This window comes from Aliivibrio fischeri, assembly GCA_038993745.2.
In the GTDB taxonomy this organism is placed as follows: domain Bacteria; phylum Pseudomonadota; class Gammaproteobacteria; order Enterobacterales; family Vibrionaceae; genus Aliivibrio; species Aliivibrio fischeri_B.
In genome coordinates, this window is the sequence record CP160629.1 from 1,159,155 (window position 1) to 1,173,062 (window position 13,908).

9 protein-coding genes and 1 pseudogene are annotated in these 13,908 nt (G+C 39.1%); 7 read left to right on the top strand and 3 right to left on the bottom strand.

Annotated elements, in window-relative coordinates; genetic code table 11:
• The first annotated feature begins 54 nt into the window (after window positions 1-54).
• The 4 genes from topA to AAFX60_005685 all read left to right on the top strand — a co-directional run bounded on the left by topA (window position 55) and on the right by AAFX60_005685 (window position 6,097).
• Window positions 55-2,685, top strand: coding sequence for a type I DNA topoisomerase (gene topA / locus AAFX60_005670; protein XDF78620.1), 2,631 nt, complete (start codon window positions 55-57; stop codon window positions 2,683-2,685).
• A 189-nt stretch (window positions 2,686-2,874) separates the two neighbouring features.
• Window positions 2,875-4,293: an SLC13 family permease gene (locus AAFX60_005675; protein ID XDF78892.1), complete on the top strand. Its 1,419-nt coding sequence runs from the start codon at window positions 2,875-2,877 to the stop codon at window positions 4,291-4,293.
• A 3-nt stretch (window positions 4,294-4,296) separates the two neighbouring features.
• Window positions 4,297-5,637 carry an ATP-binding protein gene (locus AAFX60_005680; protein XDF78621.1) on the top strand — a complete coding sequence of 447 codons (1,341 nt, stop codon included), beginning with the start codon at window positions 4,297-4,299 and terminating at the stop codon, window positions 5,635-5,637.
• Window positions 5,624-6,097 carry a response regulator gene (locus AAFX60_005685; protein ID XDF78622.1) on the top strand — a complete coding sequence of 158 codons (474 nt, stop codon included), beginning with the start codon at window positions 5,624-5,626 and terminating at the stop codon, window positions 6,095-6,097. The genes AAFX60_005680 and AAFX60_005685 overlap by 14 nt, the downstream gene beginning before the upstream one ends.
• Window positions 6,098-6,147: 50 nt before the next feature.
• On the opposite strand, the gene AAFX60_005690 is transcribed toward AAFX60_005685, so the two are convergent.
• A complete protein-coding gene (locus tag AAFX60_005690) occupies window positions 6,148-7,143 on the bottom strand; it encodes a 2-hydroxyacid dehydrogenase (protein XDF78623.1) in 996 nt (331 codons plus the stop codon).
• Between the two features lie 247 nt (window positions 7,144-7,390).
• Between AAFX60_005690 and AAFX60_005695 the strand changes: the two genes are divergently transcribed.
• A complete protein-coding gene (locus AAFX60_005695) occupies window positions 7,391-9,100 on the top strand; it encodes a phospho-sugar mutase (GenBank protein XDF78624.1) in 1,710 nt (569 codons plus the stop codon).
• A gap of 45 nt (window positions 9,101-9,145) precedes the next feature.
• Here AAFX60_005695 and AAFX60_005700 read toward each other — a convergent pair.
• Window positions 9,146-9,780, bottom strand: a pseudogene (locus AAFX60_005700) (LysE family translocator).
• Between the two features lie 169 nt (window positions 9,781-9,949).
• The gene (locus AAFX60_005705; protein XDF78625.1) at window positions 9,950-10,564 is read right to left on the bottom strand and encodes a fumarylacetoacetate hydrolase family protein; all 615 of its coding nucleotides are present in this window, start codon (window positions 10,562-10,564) and stop codon (window positions 9,950-9,952) included.
• Window positions 10,565-10,844: 280 nt separating this feature from the next.
• Here AAFX60_005705 and AAFX60_005710 point away from each other — a divergent pair, with 280 nt between their 5' ends.
• Both AAFX60_005710 and pepT read left to right on the top strand, forming a co-directional pair.
• Window positions 10,845-12,512, top strand: coding sequence for a glycoside hydrolase family 19 protein (locus AAFX60_005710; protein ID XDF78626.1), 1,668 nt, complete (start codon window positions 10,845-10,847; stop codon window positions 12,510-12,512).
• A 165-nt stretch (window positions 12,513-12,677) separates the two neighbouring features.
• Window positions 12,678-13,907: a peptidase T gene (gene pepT, locus AAFX60_005715; protein XDF78627.1), complete on the top strand. Its 1,230-nt coding sequence runs from the start codon at window positions 12,678-12,680 to the stop codon at window positions 13,905-13,907.
• Window position 13,908: the final 1 nt, after the last annotated feature.

Genomic DNA, 13,908 nt, shown 5'->3' on the forward strand with positions numbered 1-13,908 from the left:
AAACGAAAATCGGCAGCTAAGTAAATTTCAACACGAGGACGTTAGTGAGACATTATGGGTAAATCTCTAGTTATCGTGGAGTCACCAGCCAAAGCGAAAACCATCAATAAATACCTTGGCAAAGACTTCATCGTAAAATCCAGTGTAGGTCACGTACGTGATTTGCCTATGGGTTCGACAAGCACTGGTAAAAAGGCAGCAGCGTCGACCAAAGGGTTAAGTGTTGAAGAAAAAGCACGAATTAAAAAAGAAAGAGATAAAAAGAACCTAATTAATAAAATGGGTATTGACCCATACAATGATTGGGCAGCTAACTACCAAATCCTTCCGGGTAAAGAAAAAGTAGTAGCAGAATTACAAAAATTAGCAGAAAGCGCAGATACCGTTTATCTCGCAACCGATTTGGACCGTGAAGGGGAAGCTATTGCGTGGCACCTTCGCGAGATCATCGGTGGTGATGATTCACGCTTCAAACGTGTGGTTTTTAACGAAATCACGAAAAATGCGATTCAACAGGCATTCGAAACCCCGGGTGAACTAAGCATGCCTGGCGTAAATGCACAACAAGCTCGTCGTTTCTTAGACCGTGTTGTTGGCTTTATGGCATCTCCATTATTGTGGAAGAAAGTGGCTCGTGGTTTATCTGCTGGCCGTGTGCAATCGGTAGCAGTGAAAGTATTGGTAGAGCGTGAGCGTGAAATCAATGCCTTTATTCCCGAAGAGTTTTGGGATATTCACGCAGACACGTTAACAGCAGATAAAGAAAACTTCCGTCTGCAAGTAGCACAACGTAACGGTTCAGCATTCAAACCGCTTAATCAAGCAGATACAGAAGCGGCTGTAAGCATTCTTCAAAATGCAGAATACGAAGTGTGTAAACGTGAAGATCGCCCAACGAAAAGTAAGCCATCTGCACCATTTATTACATCAACACTGCAACAGGCGGCAAGTACACGTCTAGGTTATGGTGTTAAAAAGACGATGATGTTAGCTCAGCGCCTCTATGAGGGCGGTTACATCACTTATATGCGTACTGACTCAACTAACTTAAGTAAAGAAGCTGTAGAGGCGTTACGTGAGTTTATTGGTTCTGAGTATGGCGATAGCTATTTACCAGCAGCTCCTATTGTTTATGGTAGCAAAGAAGGTGCTCAAGAAGCCCACGAAGCGATTCGTCCTTCAAGCGTAGAAGTAAAAGCAGACGACCTACAAGGTATGGAAGCTGATGCGCATAAACTGTATAACTTAATTTGGAATCAATTCGTAGCATGTCAAATGACACCTGCGCAATATGATTCAACAACATTGAGCGTAAAAGCCGACGAATTCACACTAAAAGCTAAAGGACGTATCCTGAAGTTTGATGGTTGGACTCGTGTACAGCGCCCAATGGGTAAAAATGAAGATCAACTGCTTCCTGCTGTGCAACTTGGCGATAAGCTAAAATTAGAAAAACTGGATCCTAAGCAGCACTTTACTAAGCCACCAGCTCGTTTCACAGAAGCGGCATTAGTTAAAGAACTAGAGAAAAAAGGCATTGGTCGTCCATCGACTTACGCATCAATTATTTCAACGATTCAAGATCGTGGTTATGTTCGCATTGATAACCGTCGTTTCTACGCTGAAAAAATGGGTGAAATCGTAACTGATCGTCTAAATCAATCATTTGATGATTTAATGGATTACGACTTTACTGCTCGCATGGAAGGCAATCTAGATAGAATTGCAGAAGGCGAAAAAGATTGGAAAGATGTGCTTAATACATTCTTCCAAGATTTTACTGCAGACATTGCAAAAGCAGAACTAGATGAATCTGAAGGCGGTATGTCTCCAAATAACATCGTTGAGACAGACATTAAATGTCCAACATGTGGTCGCAATATGGGTATCCGTACTGCATCTACAGGTGTTTTCCTTGGCTGTTCAGGTTATGCATTGCCACCAAAAGAGCGTTGTAAAACAACCATTAACTTAGGAAGTGAAGAGGGCATTGTAAATGTTCTTGAAGAAGACGTAGAAACTGCAGCATTACGTGCGAAGAAACGTTGTCCTAAGTGTGAAACGGCGATGGATCCTTATCTAATTGACCAAGAGCGTAAGATTCACGTTTGTGGTAATAACCCGAACTGTGAAGGTTATGTGGTTGAAAAGGGTGAATTCCAACTTAAAGGATACGATGGTCCTGTTGTTGAATGTGACAAGTGTGGTTCTGATATGGAACTGAAAAACGGTCGCTTTGGCAAATACATGGACTGTACGAGTGAAACATGTAAAAACACTCGTAAGATCTTAAAGAATGGTGAAGTTGCTCCACCAAAAGAAGATCCTGTACATCTACCAGAATTAGTATGTGAAAAATCAGATGCTTATTTTGTATTGCGTGATGGTGCGTCAGGTCTATTCTTAGCTGCGAGCACTTTCCCTAAATCACGTGAAACACGTGCACCATTAGTGGAAGAGTTAGTTCGATTTAAGGATCGTTTGTCGCCTAAGTTCTTATACTTAACAGAAGCGCCAACACATGACCCTGATGGTAAACCTGCGGTAGTTCGTTTTAGTCGTAAAACAAAAGAGAACTATGTTCGTTCAGAAGTGGATGGCAAGCCAACAGGTTGGACTGGTTTATATATTGATGGAAAGTGGGCTATTACCGATAAGCGTAAGAAGCCAAAAGCTGAAAAATAATCAATAATAAAATATCAAATGAAAGAGCTGCAGAAATGCGGCTCTTTTTTTACGTAATATTTGTCACAAATAGTCATATTTTTAATTATTTCAAAATAATCTTTGATCTAACACGTTATACCGAATAGCAGTAAAAGTAGATAATCGATGGAATTCAACATTTATTGTTCTATGGAAGTCGGAAACGTTATGCGTCAATACATGAAGTATTTAATCCCAACAATTATTCCTCTCATCATTTTATTGATGCCTTTGTCAGCCTTTCCATTTGAAGGCATGACCATAATCCAACAGCGTGTTATTGCTATATTTTTATTAGCAGCGCTATGTTGGGTATTTGAACCGATCCCAATTTATGCCACTTCGGTTGTGATCATCGTTTTAGAATTATTAATGGTATCAAATAAAGGTTTTTTCTTATTTAAGATGAACCAAGATTCACCTCAATTTGGTGAGTTGTTGAATTACAGCGACATCATGGCGACGTTTGCAAGCCCAATCATTATGCTGTTTTTAGGTGGTTTCTTTCTCGCAATGGCGGCAACGAAATACCGTTTAGACGTTAACTTAGCACGTGTATTACTAAAGCCGTTTGGCAGTGATCCTAAATTCGTAATGTTAGGCTTAATGCTGATCACTGGTATTTTCTCAATGTTCATGTCAAATACGGCGACAACGGCGATGATGCTATCTATCTTAACACCTGTTATTGCTGTATTTGGTCCTAAAGATCCAGGTCGTGTTGCTTTTGCCTTGTGTATTCCTATTGCAGCGAACATTGGTGGTATTGGTACACCAATTGGTACTCCTCCTAATGCAATCGCACTTAAATATTTAGTAGGTGATAATTTAATTACGTTTGGTGAATGGATGGTCTTTGGTGTGCCATTTGTTATTGTGATGATGGCGTTAGCATGGTTTTTAATTAACTATTTGTATCCTGCTAAACAAACATCCATGAACTTAAATATTAAAGGCAAATTCTTAAAAACGCCGAAAGCCATTACGGTTTATATCACGTTTGCAGGGACGATTTTGTTATGGTTGATGGGATCAAGCCATGGCATGAATTCGTATACAGTTGCTTTAATTCCTGTAGCCATATTTTCTATTACAGGGATCATAAACAAAGAAGATCTTAAGAAGATCTCATGGGATGTGTTATGGCTAGTTTCTGGTGGTATCGCTCTAGGGCTTGCATTAGATAAAACGGGGTTAGCGAAACTGGTTGTTCATAGTATTCCTTTTGACTCTTATTCTCCTTATGTTGTGCTATTTGGTGCTGCGTTCTTGTGTTTATTAATGGCAAACTTTATGTCGCACACTGCAACAGCAAACTTATTAATGCCAATTATGGCAGCTCTTGGTACTTCAATGAGCTCGTTAACTCCGCTCGGTGGCGAACTTACGCTAATCTTAATTGTGACTTTTGCTGCATCTTTAGGTATGTCTTTACCTATCAGTACACCACCTAATGCGTTAGCTCACGCAACAGGAAATGTAGAAAGCAGTCAAATGGCGAAAACCGGTGTTATTTTAGGGATTGTCGGGGTTTTATTAAGTTTTGTTATGGTGTGGGTTCTTCATTCAGTAGGTCATATTGGATAGTTTATGAATCAAGAAAAATTACAGCGATTAATTGGAGCGTATTTTTCTCAACCTGAGCGTCGGGTGACGCTTCCTGCTGGTGAAACACTACTTGAGCAAGGAGAAGATAATGATCGTTTGTATTATGTCTGCTCTGGTGAACTTGAAGGGTTTTATCAAGAAGAACATAGCGAAGCGCAAGTCAAAGTATTCAGTGCAGGAGAAGGGGCATTCATTGGCGTTCACAGTTTTTTCTCTGAAACCTTAATTGCGTCGTCGACGGTTATTACTAAAACAGAAACTGAATTAGGGTGGATTGACTCTAAAACAACGGCCATTGATTTGGATAGATATGGTCCTTTAACAGCGCAATTTACTCCAATTATTGTTAATGAGCTTTCACGTCGCCAGCGACGAGCAATGCATGAATCTATAGAAAAAGAGAAAGCGTTACAAAAGTTATATACCGCAGAGCAAATGACAACGTTAGGGCAACTTGCCGCAGGTATTGCTCATGAGTTGAATAATGCTGTTGGGGTATTGAGTAGTAAAACCGAAAGACTTCAAAGTATTATTTTAGAACTACTCGAAGAGATTCATCCCGAAGCGAGCAGTTTTGTTGACCAAGGTTTAATGTTTGGACAAAACATCAGTTCAGCGGAGGTGAGAAAACGCGGACGTGAATTGGAAGTGACTTATGGTATTGAAAGAGATACTGCAAGAGAACTCGCTCGTGCGGTTCCTGAAGGAGAACTTTCAAAGTATTGGTTAAAAAGCCCAGAGCAAGCGGTGCGGTATTGGAATATAGGACGAGACCTTCACGATATGCGTCTTGCTGCAAGGCACTCGGTTGGGATTGTTCGTTCCGTTAAGCAACTAGGACGCACTGATATTGATACCGATGAAGTCTTAGACGTTAACGACAGCATAAATAAAGCTCTTGTGTTATTGCAAAGTGATTTACGACGAGTATCGGTTCATTTAAGTCCTGCAGCAATGCCTATGGTAAGAGCATCGGCTACTGAGCTCGTCCAAATTTGGGCAAACATAATTAAGAATGCCAGTGATGCCATGAAGCATACACAGGAACCGGAAATTGAAATATCAACTCGGGTATCGAATCGATTTGTTTTGGTTACGATTGCTAATAATGGCCCTGAGATTGATGAAGCGACAAGAAGAAAAATTTTCAGACCAAACTTTACCACTAAAAAAGGTGGGCTTTCGTTTGGCTTAGGGCTTGGTTTGGCTATAGTTAAACGAATTATCAGTGGGTATGGTGGTTCGATAGCGGTGAAAAGTAACCAAGAGAAAACCATTTTTAGAATTAAACTACCTGTCGAGGACAGTCATGGAAAAACTTAATCTGATTTGTGTGGACGACCAAAGAGAAGTTCTGAGTGCCGTTTTACAAGATTTGGCACCACTTAAAACTTGGGTGAATATTGAAGAGTGCGAGTCTGCGGATGAAGCATTAGATCTATTGGATGAATTAGATAGTGAAGGCGGCTATATCGCTCTTGTGATTTCTGACCATATTATGCCGGGTAAAAATGGTGTTGAGTTATTAACGGATGTATCTCATGACTACCGTTTTTTGAGAACCAAAAAAGTATTATTAACTGGGCAAGCGACTCATCAAGATACTATTACTGCGATTAATCGAGCACGTATTGAAAGTTATATTGAAAAACCGTGGAATGCGAGTGAATTACTAGCACTCGCTACAAGACTTATCACTGAATACATTTTTGATAAAGGGTTGGAATATACGGATTATCAAGAACATTTAGATCAACAAGTCGTGCTAGATAGATTACGATAGGTCAGTTAGCTAAGCATCTCACTACAGTGAGTAGGAGATGCTTAAGTCAGTTAATTGGTAATGAGTTCATTACCCGATGCTTCGCCTTTTAAGAAAGCATCAATATTTCCTAGTGTTGTTGAAGCAATATTGTCTAGCGCTTCTTCAGTTAGAAATGCTTGATGCCCTGTGAATAGTACGTTGTGGCAAGCAGATAAGCGACGGAAAACATCATCTTTAATAATGTCATTTGATTTGTCTTGGAAGAAAAGCTCTTTTTCGTGATCGTAAACATCTAAACCAAGTGAGCCAATTTGCCCAGCTTTTAATGCCTCAATTGCACTAGCTGAATTAAGCAATCCACCACGGCTTGTGTTAATGATCATTACTCCATCTTTCATTTTAGAAAATGAATCTGTATCTAGAAGATGGGTATTCTCAGGTGTTAATGGACAGTGCAGAGTGATCACATCTGATTGAGAAAATATTTCGTCAAGAGTTGTGTATTTCACACCCATATCTATGGCGACTTGGCTTGGGTATGGGTCAAAGCACAATATATTCATTCCCAATCCTTTTAGAATACGCATGGTTGCTAGGCCAATTTTACCTGAGCCAATCACCCCAACGGTTTTACCGAAAAAGTTAAATCCAGTAAGGCCTTCTAGAGAGAAGTTAGCATCACGAGTACGTTGATACGCCTTGTGGAAGCGACGGTTTAAACACATCATCATACCAACGGCATGCTCAGCAATAGCCTCTGGAGAATAGGCAGGAACACGAACTACTTGCATTCCTAATTTCTTAGCAGCCTCAAGATCAACACGATCAAAACCAGCGCATCGCATAGCGATAAGTTTTGTTCCTTGCTTCGCTAGTATTTCTAGTACTGGTGCTGACAAGTCGTCATTCACAAATGCACAGACAACATCAGCTCCATTGGCAATAGGAGCCGTGCTTTCAGTTAACTGAAAATTGAAAAACTGACATTCAAACTGATAGTTTTGATTGATACTATTGAAAGATGTTTCATCATAAGATTTGGTGCTGAACATTGCGATTTTCATATAATATCCTTACAAATAAACAGGTTATATTTAATTTCACTGTTTCCACTCTACCATTTAGTCTTAAGAATTCTCAAGGCAGAATGGGATAAAAAAGGTTTTTAATTAAACTTAATATAAAGATACGTATAAACGCTATAATTTGTTCAGTACTGGTTTTTATGAGAGTTTAGCGATTGCGTTCTAGTAATTGATAATGTTTATCATTTAGAATCAATGGAAAGATAATGCTTAAGAGGTTGATATTATGATGCAAAAAGTAACAGAGTGGCTTATGCGAGATCCTGATCCTAAAACTCGTGAAGAGCTTCAGTGTTTGGTTGATAGTCATAATACACAAGAACTAGAAGAGCGTTTTCATTCACGTTTACAATTTGGTACGGCTGGTCTACGAGGTAAAGTCGGCGCAGGACCAAATAGAATGAATCGTTTAGTGATTCAAGAAACCGCTACTGGGTTGGGACATTACCTTATTGACCAAGTGAAAGATGCTAAGCAACGTGGTGTGGTTGTTGGTTACGATGGAAGAAATGATTCAAAGCAGTTTGCACATGATACCGCGAGTGTTTTAACAGCGCTTGGTATTAAGGTATTTTTAACATCAAAAGTAGCAGCAACACCGATCGTTGCTTTTGGTATTAAACATTTCAATGCGGCTGGTGCTGTGGTTGTTACAGCAAGTCATAACCCACCAGAATACAATGGCTTTAAAGTGTACTGGGAAAATGGGGCGCAGATTATTCCACCACATGATTCTGGTATTGCGCAAACTATCGATATTGCAGCAACAAAATCGATTGTAATGATGCCGTTAGATGAAGCCGAAGAAAAAGAGCTACTAGTTTGGTTAGAAGATGATTACTACCAAACATATCGAAATACAATGAACAGCAATAAATTGCTTTCTAATCATACTGATCCATCAAGTATAACTATTGCTTATACCGCAATGCATGGCGTGGGTGCTGATATGGCCGAAACGTTATTACGTGATGCAGGCTTTAACTATGTATTTAGTGTGGCAGAGCAAAGAGAGCCTGATGGTAATTTTCCAACAGTAAACTTCCCTAATCCTGAAGAGGCTGGCGCAATGGACATGGTGGAAGCATTAGCCGCTTCTGCTAATGCTGATATTGCTTGTGCCAATGACCCTGATGCAGACCGATTTGCACTTGCTGCAAGAAAACCTGATGGTGGATATAAAATGCTGACTGGTGACCAAGTAGGTACTTTATTTGGACATTATTTACTAACGCATACAGAAGCAAGCGGGAAACTGGTTGGTAATACGATTGTGTCATCAACGTTACTTAAAAAAATTGCAGAGTCGATGGGAGCTGAATACTTCCAAACATTAACGGGTTTTAAATGGTTAACGAATGTCGCTATGCAAAAAGAGACGAATGAAAAACAATTTTTATTCGCTTACGAAGAAGCACTTGGTTATACCATTGGGAGTCAAGTTTGGGACAAAGATGGTTTATCTGCTTTAGTTGTCTTTGCACAATTAACGGCGGAATTGGCGACGAAAGGTAAGTGTGTATGGGATCAATTAGAAAGCATTTATCGTCAGCATGGCATTCATATTAATGCACAACGCAGTATTGCTCTTGACCCTAGCTCTCCAGCAATAGGTGAACACTTGCGTGCAAATCAACCCACACACATTGCAGGTGTGAAGATAGATGTTGTCGAAGATTTAAAAGCATCATTACGTTACTTACCTAATGGGGCAACAGAATCGATCGATTTACCTGCGAGTGATGTACTTATTTATCATCTTGAGAATGGAGCTCGAATTATCGTTCGTCCATCAGGAACAGAGCCTAAGTTGAAGTGTTATTACGAAGTAGTGGCAGATATCTCTGAAGGTGAGGATTATTTTGACAAACAAGTGCAAGCTCAAGCCGCGATGGATAATCTTATCGCTGAGCATCAAAAAAGCTTAACATTTTAACGTGAGATGAAATAAAAACGGCGAGGATAGAACCTCGCCGTTTTTTTATGCGGTTACAAAAGAACTTAACATCCATACGGCTAGAATGATGAATATTCCGCCCATAAATTTATGTTGGTACGTTCTAAACTTAACGTTATTAAGTAATGATTTACCAAGAGTGCCAACCAATGCAACAAGCAGTAAATTAAACAGTAAACCAAGCACATTTAGTAATAGGCCAAGAGCGAGCATCTGCTCTCCAGACGTTGCTGTAATGTTTGTTGAAACAAATTGAGGTAAAAACATTACAAAGAAAACAAGTGCTTTTGGGTTTAATAGATTACTTACTAATGCTCGTTGATAAAAGGTAGTCGCCATTTTAGAACCATCAGTTAATTCAGGTGCTTCATCTGCTTCTGCTCGGATGCAATCCCATCCCATTTTTAGTAAGTACATACCACCAAGAAGGTGTAATGCTTTTAATGCAAGAGGGCTCATTGCGATAAGAGCTGATACACAAGAGCTGCTAATAACGTCAAAATAATACCTGACGTTGCATTCCCTAAGCTTGCAAATAATCCTACTTTTCGTCCATAGCTCATGCTTGAACTTGCAATAAGTAGCATATCTGGACCTGGAAGTAATAAGAGGGCAATAACAGCAGTCAAATAAACTGGAAGAATAGTAATATCAATCATTATTTTATTTTGAATTATAAATAAGAGGGCGGATTTTATAGTAGAGTAATCCAGATTTCCATTCTTAAAGATTCAAAATAGAATAAAAAATCAGCATATTAAATATTATAAATAATATTGTTAATATATGGTTGTGCTATTGATTGTTAATTGTATTTAATTAAAGACGTTACCTTGCAACCCATTCCGTTTCTATTAGTGTTTTTCCATCTAATTTTAATCGAGCAAGAAAGATATCCCCCATGTGTATTTCGCCTACACCTTGTGGGGTGCCTGTCATAACGACATCACCATCACATAATTGGGTATAACTTTTTAAGTCATTTAAAATCGTTTCAGGAGAATAAATCATTTGGCTTACGCTGCCACATTGAACTCGCATACTATTAATAAATAATTCGATTTGGAGTGCATCGATATTAAGGTTATCAATAGGGATAAAACGGCTGAAGATAGCAGAACCATTAAATGCTTTTGCTCGTTCCCAAGGTAATCCTTTACTTTTAAGTTCAGCTTGTAAGTCACGTTTGGTTAAATCGAGCCCAATGGCCACTGCATTTAATTGTTCATCTTTAATTAGGAAACAAATTTCAGCTTCATAATGTAAGCGTTCTTGATGGAATGAACTTAAAGTAGAAGTGATGCAGGAATTGGGTTTATTAAATACCACCATTTGATCAGGAATCGAATTATTAAGTTCACTAATATGATCAATATAATTGCGACCGATACACAGCAACTTAGTTGGGGTGATCAGCTGTTCTCCAAAACGAATGGTATTCATTGCTTTTCCTTAGCACAAAAATAATTCGAAATTGTATCGTGAAATTATTTCAATTACGTTTAATTTTATTAGAATTTATTAAAAATTCGACATTTAGCTAAAAAATAGAAAATACTGTCATGCAATGGTCAATATCATTTAAATAATAAAAATAACTGAAGTAAGGTCACGAATCGTTATTTTATGTCGTCTTATTTATGATAATAAAATAAATTTCCCTGTTATATTCTGATCAGTCGGTTACCGGCTAAATCTAATAATAAGTAAATAAGGGAATTTTATGAAACTAAATAGTCTGTGCATTGCAGTTATGCTTGCGACCTCTGCTTATGTAAATGCTGCTGAAATATATAACCAAGAGCAAAGCTATCAAGCTGGTAGCCAAGTATCATTTAATGGGGATATATATGAAGCTAAATGGTGGGCAAATCCGGGTCAAAGTCCTGCTGATGTTGCTGCAAATCCATGGGATACACCTTGGGAGCTTATCTCAGAAGGAGATGGTGTAACGCCTCCGCCACCCGTTGTTGATCCTGAAGAGCCTGAGGTTGAATTACCTGAAGGAGATTATCCTCAATATAAAGAGGGTGAAAAATACAAAGGTGGTGATGTTGTTCAAAACGAAAATCAATTATACCGTTGTAAAACAGGCGTTACAGCTACTTGGTGTTCAGGAGCCGCTTGGGCCTATGCTCCAGGAACAGGTACTGCATGGGTAGACGCTTGGGAAAAAATTACTGAAGATGATCTTGTTCCACCAGTAGACCCAGAAATTCCACCAGTTGATCCTGAAGTTCCTCCAACGGGCGGAGACTATAAAGTAAATCAATCTGCATTGGATGCTAAAGAAGCGGAATTAACAAATTTTGATGTAATGAATGATGTAAAAGCATCCATTGCCACATTAGATAATGAATCTGTTGAACGCATTATTCCTGGTGCAGAATCAAACCCTGAGAACGTAAAACGTATTGAGCAAATTGTTTCTGAAAGTACATGGAATTTCTTATTCCCTAAGCGTGCTCCTGAATATACATACCGTCATTTCTTGCAGGCAACGGGTAAATTCCCAGCTTTCTGTGGTACTTATGAAGATGGACGTGACTCTGATGCTATCTGTAAAAAGTCACTAGCAACTATGTTTGCTCATTTTACTCAAGAGACCGGTGGACATACTGCTCATTGGGAAGTGCCTGAGTGGCGTCAAGGTTTAGTTCATGTTCGTGAGATGGGCTGGACTGAAGAAATGCGTGGTGGCTATAACGGTGAATGTAATCCTGACGTATGGCAGGGGCAAACATGGCCATGTGGTACGTTTGATAACGGCGAATTTAAATCATACTTTGGCCGTGGAGCGAAGCAGTTAAGTTATAACTACAACTACGGACCGTTTTCTGATGCGATGTTTGGTACCGTTCGAACTCTGTTAGATAACCCTGAAATGGTGGCAGATACGTGGTTAAACCTGTCTTCAGCGGTCTTTTTCTTTGTTTATCCACAACCACCAAAGCCAAGCATGTTGCATGTTATTGATGGAACATGGCAACCAAACCAAGCAGATTTAAATAATGGCTTAGTTCCTGGGTTTGGTGTAACCACTCAGATCATTAATGGTGGTGTTGAGTGTGGTGGCAGTGTTGAAGTCGCACAATCGTTAAATCGTATTAAATATTACAAAGAAATGGCAAATTACCTAGGTGTGCCAATTGAAGATACCGAAATACTTGGTTGTAAAGGCATGAAGCAGTTTGATGCTGCAGGCGCTGGAGCGGTTAATATTTACTGGGAGCAAGATTGGGGATGGTCAAGTGAAACGCCAGATGGTAAAGCTTACGCATGTCAATTAGTAGGTTATCAAACACCTCATTCGGCATTTAAGTTCCGCGATTATACTAAATGTGTAGAAGCGAACTTCCCGAATATTGAAGTAATTAATGATGTAGATTAATTAGTTAAATAAAGATAAACACCTTCCAGATGGTTTTGGAAGGTGTTTTTTATTTTTGCAATATAAATAACCATTTTTATATTGTGGTTATTGAGAGAGTAGTCACTTAAATAAGATGGAGAGTTTGTAATATCGTTGTTTTATCAATCGTTTTGGATTAAAGCAATGAATGTAGTAGAACGTTTCTTAGGTTACACAAAGATTAATACGACAACAAACCAAGCTAATGGGGCCGCAGGCATTATGCCTTCAAGTGAAGGGCAATATGAATTGGCTTGTTTGGTTAAAAAAGAATTAGAAGCGCTAGGTTGTACAGATATTCTTCTTCGTGATACCGCTATTCTTACGGCAACTCTGCCATCTAATACCGAAAAAAAATTACCAACCGTTGCTTTCTTTGGGCACCTTGATACCAGCTCTGAACGTACAGAAGACACCCATGCCGTAGTGGTTCATTATAAAGGTGGCGATATTCCTCTCGCAACAGGGTCTGTTTTGTCTTTAGCTGAATATCCAGAACTAACTAATTATATTGGTCAAGACATCATTGTAAGTGACGGTCAATCATTATTAGGCGCAGATGATAAAGCAGCCATTGCCGCTATCTTAAATGCGTTACAGTTTTTTAAAGACAACCCAGATGTTGAACATGGAACGGTTAAGGTTGGTTTTGTTCCTGATGAAGAACAAGGTCTTTTAGGGGCGAATGCTTTTGATGTTGACGGTTTTGGTGCTGATTTTGCGTACACTTTGGATTGCTGTGGCATTGGTGAGTTTGTATGTGAAAACTGGAATGCAGGTAATGCGGTTGTTACGTTTACGGGGCAGTCTGCACACCCTATGAACTCTAAAGGTAATTTGATTAACTCTTTGTTACTGGCTAATTCATTTATGTCCCGTTTTCCTGAGAAAGAAACTCCTGAGCATACAGAAGGAAGAGAAGGCTATTACTGGATGAAGAAGTTGGCGGGAAATTCTGCCAAAACAGTGCTTAATATGGATATCAGAGATTTCACTGAATCAGGATATATGTATCGTAAAGCCTTTATTGCTGAACAAGTTCGAATGTTCAATGAAGAAAACAATAACCGTGCAACTCTTGAATTAAGTGATCGTTACAGTAACGTTCATAACTTCTTAAAAGGCTCCATGCTGCCAGTTGATCTTGCATTGGAAGCATATAAGGAAAATGGCATTGAACCTAAAGTTATACCGATGCGCGGCGGCTATGATGGTGCGGTTTTGTCTGAAAAAGGTTTGCCATGTCCTAACATTTTTACCGGCGCACATAACTTCCACTCAATATTTGAATACCTTCCTGTCCCATCTTTAATTGCTGCAAGTAATGTCGTGAAAACAATCATTATTAACTTAACGAAACATGAAGAGGTGTAGT